This window comes from Glaciihabitans sp. INWT7 (assembly GCF_014217685.1).
GTDB lineage: Bacteria > Actinomycetota > Actinomycetes > Actinomycetales > Microbacteriaceae > Lacisediminihabitans.
On sequence record NZ_CP043653.1, the window covers coordinates 2,810,281 to 2,824,268 of the forward strand.

16 protein-coding genes are annotated in these 13,988 nt (G+C 67.6%); 5 read left to right on the top strand and 11 right to left on the bottom strand.

What is annotated here, in order from left to right; translation table 11 throughout:
• Positions 1-9: 9 nt before the first annotated feature.
• From rlmB to F1C58_RS13555, 4 genes are read right to left on the bottom strand one after another with little or no spacing between them, the layout of a single operon-like run.
• Positions 10-1,032, bottom strand: coding sequence for a 23S rRNA (guanosine(2251)-2'-O)-methyltransferase RlmB (gene rlmB / locus F1C58_RS13540; RefSeq protein WP_185201591.1), 1,023 nt, complete (start codon positions 1,030-1,032; stop codon positions 10-12).
• The gene (cysS, locus tag F1C58_RS13545) at positions 1,032-2,447 is read right to left on the bottom strand and encodes a cysteine--tRNA ligase (protein WP_185201592.1); all 1,416 of its coding nucleotides are present in this window, start codon (positions 2,445-2,447) and stop codon (positions 1,032-1,034) included. Before cysS ends, rlmB begins: the two co-directional genes overlap by 1 nt.
• Positions 2,448-2,457: 10 nt before the next feature.
• Positions 2,458-3,648 (bottom strand): 2-C-methyl-D-erythritol 4-phosphate cytidylyltransferase, encoded by a 1,191-nt coding sequence (gene ispD, locus F1C58_RS13550; RefSeq protein ID WP_255461118.1) that lies wholly within the window; start codon positions 3,646-3,648, stop codon positions 2,458-2,460.
• A complete protein-coding gene (locus F1C58_RS13555; protein WP_185201594.1) occupies positions 3,638-4,120 on the bottom strand; it encodes a CarD family transcriptional regulator in 483 nt (160 codons plus the stop codon). Before F1C58_RS13555 ends, ispD begins: the two co-directional genes overlap by 11 nt.
• A 161-nt stretch (positions 4,121-4,281) precedes the next feature.
• Between F1C58_RS13555 and F1C58_RS13560 the strand changes: the two genes are divergently transcribed.
• Entirely contained in the window at positions 4,282-4,842 is a 561-nt protein-coding gene (locus F1C58_RS13560) for a hypothetical protein (protein ID WP_185201595.1), read from the top strand.
• Between the two features lie 54 nt (positions 4,843-4,896).
• Here the strand turns inward: F1C58_RS13560 and F1C58_RS13565 are convergent, their stop codons facing one another.
• Complete coding sequence (locus tag F1C58_RS13565) at positions 4,897-5,574, bottom strand: response regulator transcription factor (protein WP_185201596.1); 678 nt, start codon at positions 5,572-5,574, stop codon at positions 4,897-4,899.
• 1 nt (position 5,575) lies between these two features.
• Positions 5,576-6,727, bottom strand: a complete 1,152-nt coding sequence (locus tag F1C58_RS13570) for a cell wall metabolism sensor histidine kinase WalK (RefSeq protein ID WP_185201597.1) — start codon at positions 6,725-6,727, stop codon at positions 5,576-5,578.
• 169 nt (positions 6,728-6,896) lie between these two features.
• Here F1C58_RS13570 and phoU point away from each other — a divergent pair, with 169 nt between their 5' ends.
• Positions 6,897-7,550 (top strand): phosphate signaling complex protein PhoU, encoded by a 654-nt coding sequence (phoU, locus tag F1C58_RS13575; protein ID WP_185201598.1) that lies wholly within the window; start codon positions 6,897-6,899, stop codon positions 7,548-7,550.
• Between the two features lie 50 nt (positions 7,551-7,600).
• Here the strand turns inward: phoU and F1C58_RS13580 are convergent, their stop codons facing one another.
• Entirely contained in the window at positions 7,601-8,344 is a 744-nt protein-coding gene (locus F1C58_RS13580; protein ID WP_185201599.1) for a phosphoglyceromutase, read from the bottom strand.
• Positions 8,345-8,376: 32 nt separating this feature from the next.
• Here F1C58_RS13580 and F1C58_RS13585 point away from each other — a divergent pair, with 32 nt between their 5' ends.
• Positions 8,377-9,162, top strand: a complete 786-nt coding sequence (locus F1C58_RS13585) for a class I SAM-dependent methyltransferase (RefSeq protein WP_185201600.1) — start codon at positions 8,377-8,379, stop codon at positions 9,160-9,162.
• Between the two features lie 12 nt (positions 9,163-9,174).
• Here F1C58_RS13585 and F1C58_RS13590 read toward each other — a convergent pair whose 3' ends face one another.
• The 4 genes from F1C58_RS13590 to F1C58_RS13605 all read right to left on the bottom strand — a co-directional run bounded on the left by F1C58_RS13590 (position 9,175) and on the right by F1C58_RS13605 (position 12,377).
• Complete coding sequence (locus F1C58_RS13590; protein ID WP_185201601.1) at positions 9,175-10,242, bottom strand: aromatic acid exporter family protein; 1,068 nt, start codon at positions 10,240-10,242, stop codon at positions 9,175-9,177.
• A gap of 43 nt (positions 10,243-10,285) precedes the next feature.
• On the bottom strand, positions 10,286-11,365 hold the full coding sequence (locus F1C58_RS13595; RefSeq protein ID WP_185201602.1) for a folate-binding protein YgfZ: 1,080 nt from the start codon (positions 11,363-11,365) through the stop codon (positions 10,286-10,288).
• The gene (locus F1C58_RS13600) at positions 11,358-11,954 is read right to left on the bottom strand and encodes an FABP family protein (RefSeq protein WP_185201603.1); all 597 of its coding nucleotides are present in this window, start codon (positions 11,952-11,954) and stop codon (positions 11,358-11,360) included. The genes F1C58_RS13595 and F1C58_RS13600 overlap by 8 nt, the downstream gene beginning before the upstream one ends.
• A gap of 132 nt (positions 11,955-12,086) precedes the next feature.
• Positions 12,087-12,377, bottom strand: coding sequence for a hypothetical protein (locus F1C58_RS13605; RefSeq protein ID WP_185201604.1), 291 nt, complete (start codon positions 12,375-12,377; stop codon positions 12,087-12,089).
• Positions 12,378-12,455: 78 nt separating this feature from the next.
• On the opposite strand from F1C58_RS13605, the gene F1C58_RS13610 reads away from it, so the two are divergent.
• Together F1C58_RS13610 and mshD are read left to right on the top strand one after the other, a co-directional pair.
• Positions 12,456-13,148 carry a response regulator transcription factor gene (locus tag F1C58_RS13610; RefSeq protein WP_185201605.1) on the top strand — a complete coding sequence of 231 codons (693 nt, stop codon included), beginning with the start codon at positions 12,456-12,458 and terminating at the stop codon, positions 13,146-13,148.
• Positions 13,126-13,926, top strand: coding sequence for a mycothiol synthase (mshD, locus tag F1C58_RS13615; protein ID WP_185201606.1), 801 nt, complete (start codon positions 13,126-13,128; stop codon positions 13,924-13,926). The genes F1C58_RS13610 and mshD overlap by 23 nt, the downstream gene beginning before the upstream one ends.
• The last annotated feature ends 62 nt before the right edge of the window (positions 13,927-13,988 follow it).

The window sequence follows — 13,988 nt, forward strand, 5'->3', positions numbered from 1 at the left end:
CGCCGCGGGCTACTTCTTCTTGGCGCGCTGCTTCGAGATCTCGTAGAGGGTGACGCTCGCGGCGATACCGGCATTGAGGGATTCGGTCGAGGAGTTGATCGGGATGGAGACCACGGCATCACAGGTCTCGGTCACGAGGCGGGAGAGTCCCTTTCCCTCGCTGCCGACCACGACCACCAGTGGCTCCTTAGCCCACGACAGTTCGGGCAGCGGTGTGTCACCGTCGCCGGCGAGTCCGAGCACGAACACGCCACGCTCCTTGAACGCCTTGAGCGTCTGCGTGAGGTTCGACGCCATCGCGACGGGCGTGCGGGCGGCCGCGCCGGCCGAAGTCTTCCACGCGGCGGCGGTGAGACCCACCGAACGACGCTGCGGCACGATCACGCCGTGGCCACCGAATGCAGCGACCGAGCGGATGATCGCACCGAGGTTGCGGGGGTCGGTCACGCCGTCGAGCGCGACCAGGAGCGGCACGCGCCCGCTTGCCACGATCTTGTCGAGGAGGTCGGTGGGGTGCGCGTACTCATAGGGCGGAACCTTGAGCGCGAGCCCCTGGTGCACGGAGTCGAAGCCGGCGAGGCGATCGAGCTCGGGCCGCATGACCTCGAGGATCGGCAGGCCGCGCTTTGTCGCGATCTGCATGACCTCTTTCACACGGTCGTCGTATTCGATGCGGGTGGCGATATAGAGAGCGGTCGCCGGGATCTTGGCGCGGAGAGCCTCGAGCACCGAGTTGCGTCCGGTGACGACCTCGAACTCGTCGGTCTGCTTCGGACGCTGTGCACGCTGGGGTCCGGCAGCACGCTGCGGGGCGCCCGTGCTCGATGGCTTCTTCGTGCCGCCGGCCGCGGCGAAGCGGTCGTTGGCCGCTTTGCGCTTGCCCGCGGGATGGTACGGACGATCGACGGCCTTCGGGGTCGGCTTCTTGCCCTCGAGCGCCTGGCGACCCTGGCCGCCGGAGCCGACCTGCTTGCCGGTGCTGCTCTTGCGCACGGCACCTGCGCGCGGCTTGTTGGCTCCACTGCTCTTCATTAGTCAAGACTCCAATGCGACCCCGACGGGGTGTCTTCGATCTGGATGCCGGCTGCGGCAAGTTCGTCGCGAATGCGATCGGCGGACGGGAAATCGCGCGCCTTGCGTGCCGCGTCCCTGTCCTCGAGCAATTTCTCGACGAGAGTTGCGAGCGCTACACTCGCCGGATCATCCGCAGCAGTCTGCCACTCTACGGCCATCGGGTTGATTCCGAGAACTTCCGTCATCGCCAATACCTGGCCCTGCAGGGCCGCGGCGCTGCCGAGGTCCTCCGCGTCGAGCGCCGCGTTGCCGGCACGAACCTGCTCGTGGAGCACTGCCATCGCCTGCGGGATGGCGAGATCGTCGTCCATCGCCTCGGCGAATTCGTCGGGAATGGACTCGACGCCCGTGCCGGCGAACTGGGTTCCCTCCAGGCGGCGCGCCGCGCGATCGAGGAATACCTCGATGCGATCGAGGGCGGCTTCCGCTTCGAGAAGCGCCCCGTCGTGATAGTCGATGGTCGAGCGATAGTGGGCGGAGCCGAGGTAGTACCGCACGACGAGGGGGCGAGCCTGATCGAGGAACTCTGCGGCGAAGATCGAGTTGCCGAGTGACTTGGACATCTTCTGTCCGTTCACATTCACCAGCCCGTTGTGCACCCAGGCGCCCGCGAAGCCGTGGCCGGCGGCGGATGACTGGGCCAGCTCGTTCTCGTGGTGCGGGAACCGCAGGTCGAGACCGCCACCGTGGATGTCGAACCGGGTACCGAGATACTGCTGCGACATCGCAGAGCATTCGATGTGCCACCCCGGGCGGCCGTCGCCCCAGGGCGAGGGGTATGCGGCGGAGGCCGGTTCGTCCTCTTTATGCCCCTTCCACAGTGCGAAGTCGCGGGCATCGCGCTTGCCCCGACTCGGCGCATCGGCGGACGCCGCCATGTCTGCGGGTTTCTGGTTGGTGAGCTCGCCGTACGCCGGCCAGGACGCTACGTCGAAGTAGACGTCGCCCGATTCGTCGTCGGCGGCGTAGGCGTGACCGCGCTCTATCAGCTCCGCGATCAATCGCTGCATCTGCGGGATGCTGGCGGTCGCGCGCGGCTCATAGGTGGGTGCGAGGATGCCGAGGCGCTCGTACCCCCGGGTGAACTCGAGCTCGAAGCGGTAGGCGAGGGCCCACCATTCTTCGCTCCCGGTGGCTGCGCTCGCGAGGATCTTGTCGTCGATGTCGGTGACGTTGCGCACGAGGGTGACGTCGTATCCGCGATAGCCGAGCCAGCGTCGCCACTGGTCGTAGACGAGGGCGGAGCGCAGGTGACCGATGTGCGGCGAAGACTGCACGGTTGGTCCGCAGACGTAGATGCCGACCTTGCCTTCGACGATCGGCACGAGGTCGAGAAGCCCCTGCGAGCGGGAATCGTAGAGGCGCACTGTCACGAGCACCAGCCTACCGAGTGCTCCCGGACCCGATGCGCTGCAGGAGGCAGGTTGCGATGACGCTGATCCCGTCGCCCCGCCCGGTGAACCCGAGCCCGTCGGAGGTCGTCGCCGCCACACTCACCGGAGCCCCGACGAGGGAGCTGAGCGTGGTCTCGATCTCGGCTCGCCGGGTGCCGATCTTCGGGTGGTTCGCCACGACCTGCACAGAGACGTTGCCGATCACGAACCCGGCCGCCGCCACGAGGTCAACGGTCGCGGCGAGGAAGACCTCGCCGTGGGCATCCGTGAACCGGGGATCCGAGGTGCCGAAGTTCGACCCGAGGTCACCGAGACCGGAGGCCGAGAGCAGCGCATCGCAGATGGCGTGGCTGATCGCATCCCCATCGCTGTGCCCGGCGAGGCCGACCTCCCCCGGCCAGAAGACACCGCCGAGCCAGAGCGGGCTCGACTCGTCGAAGGCATGAACGTCGATGCCGATGCCGGTGCGGGTCTCCGCCGGCGCGACCGGGGAGAGGAGCGTTTCGGCTCGACGGAGATCCCACGGAGTCGTGATCTTGAAGGCGAGGGCGTCGCCGTCGATCACGACCACCGGGTGGCCGGAGGCAGCGAAGAGCGCGGCATCATCGGTGTGGTCGGCACTCGAGTCGGCGTATGCGGCAGCGAGCTGCTGCCGGGGGAAGCCCTGCGGGGTCTGCACCGCGACGAGCTCCGAGCGATCGACGGTGGCAACCGCGAGGCCGCCCTCCACCCGTTTGATCGTGTCGGCGACAGCGAGGCCGGGGATCACGCCCGAGCCGGTCTGGCGCACCGCCGCGACCACCGCGTCGAACTGGGCAGGCGGCGTGAACGCCCTGGCCGCGTCGTGGACGAGCACGATCCGGATGCCCGGTGCGAGCGCGGCGAGGCCCGCCGCCACGGAACCCTGGCGCGAATCGGAACCGGTGACGACGGTCACCGATTCATGAGCGGTCCCGGCGACCTCTGCCGCGAGCGCGCGTGCTTCGTCGATCCAGTCGGCGGGCGCGACGACAACCACCTGAGCCGACTCGCCACTGCCGAAGACCCCCTCGAGGGCGTGCACCAGGATCGGCCGCCCGGACACCGGCACGAAAGCCTTGGGGTGCGGGTGCCCCAAACGGGAACCGCTGCCGGCGGCGACGACGATGATGCCGACCTCGGGCTCGGGGCTAGGACGCAAGAACCTCATCGAGCACGGTCGAGGCCTTCTCTTCGTCGGTCTTTTCGGCGAGGGCGAGTTCGGAGACGAGAATCTGCCTGGCCTTGGCGAGCATGCTCTTCTCGCCCGCGGACAGCCCCCGATCCTGGTCGCGCCGCCAGAGATCGCGAACGACCTCGGACACCTTGATCACGTCTCCCGACGCGAGCTTCTCCAAGTTGGCCTTGAAACGGCGGGACCAGTTTGTCGGCTCTTCGGTGAACGGAGCTCGCAACACCTCGAAGACGCGGTCGAGGCCGTCTTGCCCAATGACATCCCGAACGCCGACAAGATCGACGTTCTCTGCCGGCACTTCGATCACGAGGCCGCCCTGCGCGACGGCGAGTTTGAGGTAGAGCTTGTCTTCGCCCTTGACCTTGCGCGTCTTCACTTCGGTGATCGTCGCCGCACCGTGGTGGGGGTAAACGACCGTCTCGCCGACCTCGAAAAGCATTGCTGGCACTCCGTTTCAGTGGCCGTCAGTTTATCACAGGGCCTTTTCCGCGGCGGGGGCGGGAGGCCTTGGCGGCCGCCGCCGTAGGCTAAACTTCGAACTGGTTTCGTTGGCCATCCGCTGCGATATCGCCGTGTCTTCGTTTCGTTCTGGAGGGTCCCGTGAGAGCTCGCATCGTCGCAACCGTCGTAGTGGCGGCTTCGCTGTTGCTCTCCACTGCCGGCTGCAGCTTCTTCGCGCCGCAGTCCACACTCAAGAAATACGACCCTAGTGACGGGGTGGGCGCGACCGTCGGCCAGGTCAAGGTGCGCAACGCGCTGCTCCTCACCAAGGACGGTCAGGAGGCGAGCTTCCTCGTCAACCTCGTCAACGACGGCCAGAAGACCGTGAACGTGCTCATCCAGTACGACGGCACGACCGCCGAGGGCACCTCCGGCAAGGTCGACACCCGCGTGCAGCTGGACGCGGGCGAAGTGAAGACGTTCGGATCATCCGACACCCGCCAGCTGATCTTCAGCGGCATCGACTCGAAGCCCGGATCCCTCTTCCCCGTCTTCGTGCAGTACGGCACGGAGACCGGAGATCAGCTGCTCGTGCCGGTGCTCGACGGGTCACTCGCCGAATACTCGAAACTCCTGCCGACGCCGCTGCCGACCGCCACTCCGCCGGTGAACCCCACGGTCATCCCGGTCCCCACCCCTACGGCGACGACCACGCCGTAGCGTTGCGCCCAGCCGCCCGCGTTCGCGGACGCTGCCTCGCATGTAGGAGCCGGGTCAGGGCTCGAAGCGGTAACCCAGCCCGCGAACGGTCAACAGCATCCTCGGGTCGGATGGCTCTTTCTCGATCTTCGACCGGATGCGCTTGATGTGCACGTCGAGCGTCTTCGTGTCGCCGAAGTAGTCTGAGCCCCAGACCCGGTCGATCAGCTGCCCGCGGGTGAGCACCCGGCCGGAGTTGCGGAGAAGCACCTCGAGAAGCTCGTATTCCTTCAGCGGCATGGCCGTGTCAACTCCGCGCACGGCGACGGTGTGACGGTCGACATCCATGCGCACATCGCCGGACTCGAGAATGGCGGTGTCGTCTTCGTCGGTCTCCACCCGGCGTCGCATGACGGCGCGGATGCGCGCGAGCAGCTCGCGGGTGGAGTACGGCTTGGTGACGTAGTCGTCGGCGCCGAGCTCGAGGCCGACCACCACATCCACCTCGCTGTCCTTCGCAGTGAGCATGATGATCGGCACCTGAGAGCGGGTGCGGATCTCGCGGCACACCTCCGTTCCGGCGATGCCGGGCAGCATGAGGTCGAGCAGGATCAGGTCGGCTCCGGTGCGGTCGAATTCCGCGAGGGCGGAGATGCCGTCGGCTGCAATCGAGGTCTCGTAGCCCTCGCGACCGAGCAGGAAGGCGAGGGGCTCGCTCAGGGAGGGTTCGTCTTCGACGATCAGGATGCGCAACTCAAGCCTCTTTCAGGGATGCTGCCGTGGCGTGGGACGCTTCGGGCAGGCGGATGGTGAAGGTCGACCCGTTTCCGGGCTGGGACCAGACGCGGATGTCGCCGCCGTGATTCTGCACGACGTGCTTGACGATGCTGAGGCCGAGCCCCGAACCGCCGGTGTGACGGGAGCGAGCCGGATCGATGCGGAAGAAGCGCTCGAAGACACGGTCGAGTTCGTCGTCGGGAATGCCGATGCCCTGGTCGGTGACGGCGATCTCGACGATGCCGTCGGCATTGCTCACGCCGACGCCGACCCGGGAGCCCTTGGGCGAATACTGGATCGCGTTGGCGATGAGGTTGTGCAGGGCGACGGCGAGCAGCGGCTCGTCGCCGTAGACCTCCGCGCCGGCGTCTCCCCCGCTGACGATGGTGACGCGACTGGACTCCGCCGCCACCCGGTTCTGATCGATGGCGAGGGCAACCACGTGGTCGATCTCCACGACATGGGGACTGGTGAGCGCATCCGCCGCCTGCAGTCGGGAGAGCTCGATGATCTCCTGGGTGATGCGGGCGAGGCGATCCGCCTCCTTGGTGAGCCTCTTGGCGAAGCGGCGCACCTGGTCCGGATCGTCGGAGGCTGCCTGCAACGCCTCGGCGAGGAGGCCGACCGCGCCGATCGGGGTCTTGAGTTCGTGGCTGATGTTGGCCACGAAGTCCCGTCGCACCTCGTCGAGGCGGTAGGACTCCGTGCGGTCCTCTGCGAGCAGCAGGATGTACCGGGCCCCCAGGCGGGCGACCCGCACGAAGAGGTAGATGTTCGCGTCGCCGAACGGGCCGCGGGAGAGCTCGAGCTCCTGAGTGATCGGTTCGCCGTATCGACGGACGCGATCGACGATGGTCACGAGTTCCGGATGCACGAGGGCCTGGTTCCAGACGAGGCCGAAGGCCATCGCCCCGGGGCTTGCCTTCACCACGGTGTTCGAGGGATCGAGCACGATCCCGGCGGACTCGAGCGCCTCGATCACCTGGTCGACCCCGTCGGGTACCGCGGTGCTCACCACCGCAACGGCGCGCTGACCGCGACGGGCCGAGGCGACGAGCAGCGCCGTGACGCCGACGCCGACGGCGATGCCGAAAGCCAGCGCGAGCGGCACCAGCAGGGCGGAGTCCATAGCCACTAGATTAGTTACATCTGGGGGTCCGGCTCGCGCCCGCACGGTAGCCGGCTCCGGCACTTGGCGTGTTGTTCAGGTGCGGTTCCCCCGCTGTTCACCTGCGCGGGGCAGGGTTGCAGCAGAACTGTGCGGGAATCGAAGACTCGCAGCGAAAGGGACGTGAACGATGCGCGAGGTATTCCAGCAGGAACTGGCGGAGGTGCAGGAGCGCCTCGTCGAGATCGCGACCCTCGTGGAGACGTCGATCGACAACGCCACCCGGGCGTTCAACGAATCGAACGTGTCACTCGCCGAGGCCGTCATCGCCGACGACAGCAAGATCGACGAAGCGGCCATCGCACTCGACGAGCTCGCCATCGCCATCCTCGCCCGCCAGCAGCCGGTTGCCCGCGACCTGCGAATCGTAGTAAGCGCCCTGCGCATCAGCGCCTCGCTCGAGCGCATGGGTGACATGTCGGAGCACATCGCCCAGCTGGCCCGCTACCGCTTCCCCGACAAGGTGGTGCCGAAGTCGCTTCGGACCACGTTCGCCGAACTCGGCCACCTCGACGTCCAGATCGCGCGCAAGCTCACCCAGCTGCTCCGCACCGAAGACGTGCGCATCGCAGAGGAGATCCGCAACGACGACGACCGCATCGACGCGCTGCACCTGAGCGTGTTCGACAAGGTGCTCGGCGAGACCTGGAAGGGTGCGGCCGTCGACACGGTGGATGCCACGCTCGCGTCCCGCTACCACGAACGGTTCGCCGACCACGCGGTCTCCATCGCGAAGAAGGTGCAGTATCTGGCTACGGGCGACTGGGTGGCCGCGGAACTGTAGTCCGCGAGCGGCCCGGTGGTCGCCAGAACCGCTGACGCTCGAGAGCGGCGCTACTTCTTTCCCTGCGCCGCCACGGCTGCCGCACCGGCAGCCGCGGCTTCGGGGTCGAGGTATTCGCCGGGCTTCACGGGCGCGAAGGTCTCGTCGAGTGTGTAGACCAGTGGGATTCCGGTCGGGATGTTGAGCTCGGCGATCGCGTCATCCGCGATGTGGTCGAGGTGCTTCACGAGCGCGCGCAGCGAGTTGCCGTGCGCGGTGACGAGCACGGTCTTCCCCGCGGCAAGGTCGATCGTGATGTCGGAGTGCCAGTAAGGGAGCATGCGGTCGATGACCAGCTTGAGGGATTCGGTGCGCGGAAGGTCGTCGCCGAGGCCGGCGTAACGCGGATCGTGGGCCTGCGAGAATTCGCTGTCGTCGTCGAGCGGCGGCGGCGGAACGTCGAACGACCGGCGCCAGGTCATGAACTGTTCCTGGCCGTACTCTGCGAGGGTCTGCGCCTTGTCCTTGCCCTGAAGGGCACCGTAGTGACGCTCATTGAGGCGCCAACTCCGCTTCACGTCGATCCAGTCCCGGTCGGCCACATCGAGCGCGATGTCGGCGGTGTGGATGGCTCGCTTGAGAACGCTCGTGTACTGGATGTCGGGGAGGATGCCGGACTCCGCGAGCAGTTCGCCGGCCCGACGGGCCTCGGTGCGTCCCACATCGCTGAGGTCGACATCCACCCACCCGGTGAAGAGGTTCTTCTGATTCCAGTCTGACTGGCCGTGGCGCAGGAGGATGAGCGTGTACGTCATGCCTCAACTCTAGCGAGCGGGATAATCGACGCATGCCCATCGGTTCGATCACTCGGGGGACCACCGGCACCAACCGGCTCCGCCGTGTCGACCGGTGGATCGCGGAGCTGCCCGCCTTCCGCCGTGCGGCCGAAGCACTCGTGGTCGACCTCGGCTACGGGGCATCCGCCACCACCACCCTCGAACTGCACCAGAGGCTCTCCCGGGTGCGGCCGGGGGTCGAGGTCGTCGGCCTCGAGATAGATCCGGCGCGGGTGGCGCTCGCGAGCCTCTCCGCGCGGCCCGGCGTGCGCTTCGCGCTCGGCGGCTTCGAGGTGCCGCTGCCCGGTGGGCGCTCGGCCACGGTGATCCGGGCGCTCAATGTGCTTCGGCAGTACGACGAATCCGAGGTGCTCAGCGCATGGCACCTGATGGTGTCGCGCCTCGATCCCCTTGGAGTGCTCGTGGAGGGCACCTGCAACGAGGTGGGCCGGGTCGCCAGTTGGGTGGATGTCACGGCAGAGGGTCCCCGCACCCTCACGGTCAGCCTGCGCCTCGCCGACCTCGAACGACCGTCGATCGTGGCGGAGCGACTGCCCAAGGTGCTGATCCATCGCAACGTGCCCGGGGAGGGGGTGCACGCGTTCCTGCGCGATCTCGATCGGCAGTGGCAGCTCAACGCGGCGCTCTCGGTCTACGGCCCGTCCCAGCGGTGGATCGCCACAGCCCAGGGCCTCGCGGAGGCGGGCTGGCCCGTGCAGGGGGGCCGGTCTCGATGGAAGCTCGGGGAGCTCACGGTGCTCTGGGAGGCGGTGGCACCCCAGGGTTTCGCTTGGTGACCGGAAGGGTCGTCACAGCTCTGGGAGCAGCGCTCGAGCCTTCTCGGCCGGCAGGTCCGCGGCCGTCAGCAGGTCGACGAGCAGAGGCCGCATCATCAGGATCACGACGGAATCCGTGACGGGCGCGCCGGAGACGACGGTGTCCGGCCGAAGCCGTTCGGCGACGGCAACCAGTCCGACGCGCACCGTGTCGGCGAGCAGAGGGTCGTCGAGGCTCTGGCCGAGCAACTCCACCGAGGTGCCGAGGCTCGCCATGATCGAGGCTATCCCGGGTCTCGGCGCACCGTCGCGCACCAGGAAGTCGATGCGCCGGGCGATCACCCGCAGGTTGCGCGTGGCGAGATCCATGCCGCGCAACACGCGCGTCTGCGCGAGCAGATCCGGGCGCCGCCGTCGCAGGAACGGTGAGATCCGGGCGATCGCGGCGGCAGAGTCGAGGGATGCCGCCCAACTGTCGATCACCGGCTGGGTGGTGCGTAGCCTCTCGAGAGCGCGCTCGGCGGAGGGCTCGTCCGCCCTCTCCAGCGCGACTACCAGCGAGTCCAGTGCCTCGGTCAGCGACGCGAAGAGCCGCCGGGCATCCTGACGCGCGAGCCGTCGGGGGTCCCGGGGCAGGAGGGCCGTGACGATGAGCGCGACGACCCCCGCGATAATTCCGTCGATGCTGCGCACGAATGGGCCACCGGCGGGCACAGGCAACAACATGACGAGCATCGACTGCACTCCCGCCGCGACCGCAAAAGCGTTGCTCGGCGAGAGGGCGCGCGCCACGATCAGGGTCAGCATCAGTACGAGCGCGACCTGCCAGAGACCCTGACCCACCGTGAGGAGCAGGGCCTCGCTGAGCACGATGCCGATGATGATGCCGATCGCCGTCTCGAGCACCCGAATCGGGCGGGCATCCCGCACGAAACCGAGGCTCGAGATGGTGACGGTGACCGCGAGCAGTGGCACCGCGTGCCCGAGCAGGTAGTGCGCCACGGCGTAGGAGGTCGAGGAGGCGATGACGATCTGCAACGCCGGCACGATCGATTCGAGCGTTCGCCGGCCTGACGACCTCAGGTCGAACACCTGTGGCACGACCGAGCGCAGCCTGCCCGTCTGCATCGTCAGCGCTCGATCGCTAGAGGGGGATCGCGCCGAGACGGGGGAGCCGTGGCACGTTGGCCGCGGCCCCGGCCTCCGGGGGCACGACGATCTCCTGGGCAGCCGGAACCAGGATTCCCTCAGACCGCACCGCGAACTCGGCGAGCGGATCGGCGGTACGCTTCACGACCGCGAGCGCGATCGGCCCCAGCTCGAAATGTCGGGCGGCGGAGGTCACCAGCCCGACGGATTTGTCGCCGAGAAGCACCTCGTCTCCCGGCGATGGCAGTACGGAATCCGAGCCGTCGAGATGCAGCATCACGAGGCGACGGGGCGGATGCCCGAGGTTGTGCACCTTGGCCACGGTCTCTTGTCCGCGGTAACAGCCCTTGCTGAGGTGCACTGCCGAGCGCAGCCAGTCGAGTTCGTGGGGGATCGTCTTCTCATCGCCCTCGGTCGCCAGCCGCGGCCGCCACGCCGCGATCCGCAGCGCCTCGAGTGCGAGGAAACCCGCCAGCGGAAGCTCGAGCTCTTGCAGGGCGGCGCGGGGAACGAGCACCTCGCTGTAGGTCCACCCTTCGGACGGGTGATGGTCCACGGCTGCGTACTGCCAGCCGCCCGGAGCCACGGCTGACCAGGGGTCGATCCAGACGAGAGGCACGCCATTCGGGGAAGCGACCAGGATCTCGGGGGACCCGAGCGTGCCGATCGTGGCGAATTCGGCGGTGCGCTCGTGCACCTCGACCCGCAGTGTGAACACCATCTTCGAGAGCCAGGCGAAGAGCCCCGGCGCCTCCTCGCGTTCCAACAACAGCCACAGTTCCACGCCGTCGTCGAGCAGTCGCACGGCGTATTCGAGCCGGCCCGTGGCATCCAGGAGCAGCGTCTCGCTCGACTGTCCTGGCTTCAGGCCGGTGACGCTCTGCGAGGTGAGCGAATTGATCCAGCTGAGACGGTCGACCCCGGAGATGGACAGCACGGCCCGGTGGGACAGATCCACCACGGCCTCGCCCGCGGCGAGCGCGCGCTGCTCGGCAAGGGGGTTGCCGTAGTGGGCGGCGACACCGGAGTCGGATCCGACGCCGTCGACCGCCCCTGGGCGCTCGAGCTCACTCAAGGCGCGCCAGCCGTCCGGAGGCGTGGGTGGCGAGTTCCTGGCCGAGCGCGGCGAGATCCCAGGCCCAGAGCATGTGATTGTCGACGAGCCCGTAGATTCGGGTCGAGGCGGTGTGCTCCTTCGACGTGACGGATCGCATCACGGCGTCCGTCGCAATGTCGATGCGGGGCCCCTTGACCTGACCGACGTAGAGTTCGCTGACCCCGCCGGGATGCAGGATCGACACCTCGATGTCGAACCCGTCCGATGCGTTGCGCAGCGTCTCGACCGCGCGCGCGGTGGTGAACGGCTGGATGCCGACACCCTGGAGCAGCCCGGGTCCCGGGTCTCCTTCGGTCGCCTGGCGGCTCAGCCGCCAGTAGCCGGTCTCGGTGGCGAGCGGAGTGAGATCGTCGTCGAGGAGCCAGGTGTAAGAGGTGTAGTTGAGGTGGGGAAGCCCGTCATGCGTGAAGCTCATGCGGTGCCCGAACTCGTAGTTGCGGATCTCTTCGCCGACGGCGTAGTTGACAACGCCGGTGCCCTCCCAGACCCCGATGAGCCACGAGAGCGGTACGAGTTCGGCGGGCAGGTTGACCGGGAGGTCGATCACAGCGTGCCTCTACTAGCGCTGGCCGCGGAAGAGGTTGAACAGCACCACAACGGAGACGTAGCCGATGGCTAGGGTGGCGAGGATCAGCAGGCCGATGAAGAACAGCTCAAGACCGAGGTACATGCTTCGATTCTATCCGGCACTGAGCTGCAGAATGCCCAGCACGAGGGTGGCGATGCCGAGAATCACCACCGAGCCGCCGAGGCAGGCCATCATGCGGTCGACGAGGCCCTCTTTCTGCACGATCGCGAGTTGGATGCAGAAGGTGAGCAACACATCGGCGGCGAGCACGAAGGGCACCCAGTCGAGGTAGTGCGCCCGCGGCACGAGCAGCCCGATGAGCACGGAGCCCACGACGGCGACCGACCAGACCGGGACGACGCTCGTGAGGGTGAGGCGAGTGGCGGGCTGGTCGATGGTCACCTTCCCAATTCTGCCCTACCCGCGCCTGACGTGGCCCCCGAGTGCCTTTAGACTGTGGTTCGGCACTTGGAGGACTCGTTGGCGCAGCTGTTGATCCTGACTTCCGCCGTCAACAGCGATGTCTTGCCGGCTCTCGGACTTCTCAGTCACCGGACCCGGCAGATTCCCGCCGAGCCGGCGTCGCTCATCACCGCGCCGAGTTGCGACCTGATCCTCGTGGATGCCCGGCAGGACCTCGCGAGCGCCAAGTCGCTCTGCAAGATCCTCAACACCACCGGTGTGAACGTGCCCCTGCTGTTGATCCTCACCGAGGGCGGCCTCACGGCGGTGAGTGCAGATTGGGGTGTCGACGATGTGATCCTCGAGACGGCCGGCCCCGCGGAGGTCGATGCCCGCATCCGTCTCGTGGTGGGCCGCCAGGCACTCGACAAGACCAGCAACAAGATCCACGCTTCCGGTGTCGTGATCGACGAAGCGAGCTATTCGGCGAAGGTGCACGGGCGGCCGCTCGACCTCACCTTCAAGGAATTCGAGCTGCTGCGCTTCCTCGCCACCCACCCGTCCCGCGTCTTCACGCGTGAGCAGCTGCTCAGCGAGGTGTGGGGCTACGACTATTTCGGCGGCACCCGCACTGTGGACGTGCACGTGCGGCGACTGCGGGCGAAGCTCGGCGACCTCGAGTCGCTGATCGGCACCGTGCGCAACGTTGGATACCGCTTCAACGTATACGAAGACGACACCGAGCGCCTTGCCCAGTCCGTCAATTCCTGAGTCCCTCGCTCGCCTGATCGAGCGGGCCAGGGATGCCGACGGCCAGCCTCCCTTCTCCGACGGCGCGCTCGTGGACCTCCGCACCGGCACCAGGACGATGCTCGAGCTCGACCACGCCGCAGCCGTCTACTCGGGAACGGAGGCCGAGTTCGTCGTGGATCCCGCTCAGCGCGGTGCGGGAATCGGGACCCGCCTTCTCGGACAGCTCCTCGAGCGCTGCGATCCCACCGTCAAGATCTGGGCGCACGGCGACCACCCCGCGGCGCGGGCCCTCGCGGCCAGCCATGGCCTCGTCGCGATGCGGGAACTCCACCAGCTGCGGATGCCGGTGCCGTTCCCCCCGGCGGTCGCGTCGCGCTTCGACCGCTTCCGTCCCGGCGTCGACGAAGAGTCCTGGGTCGCGCTCAACGCGAAGGCCTTCGCCTTCCACCCCGAACAGGGTTCCGTCACGGTCGCCGATCTCACCGAGCTCGAGGCCGAGCCGTGGTTCGAGGCCGACGACTTCATCGTGAGCCGCGACGGAGGAGCGCTCACCGGCTACTGCTGGCTGAAGATCGAAGACGGCATCGGCGAGTTCTACGTGGTGGGCGTCGATCCCGACCGGCAGGGCGAGGGACTCGGCCGTCGGCTCATGGCCGCCGGCTTCGCGCTCCTTGCCGACCGCGGCATCCGCACGGCCGCACTCTATGTGGAGTCCGACAACGTGCCGGCGATAGCGCTGTACCGCTCGCTGGGATTCACCACGCATTCGGTCGACATCCAGTACTCCCGGGCCTGAGCCGTTTACCTGCAGTTAATGCACCTCGCGGTGACGGCAACAGGCGAAGTGCAATGATTTAG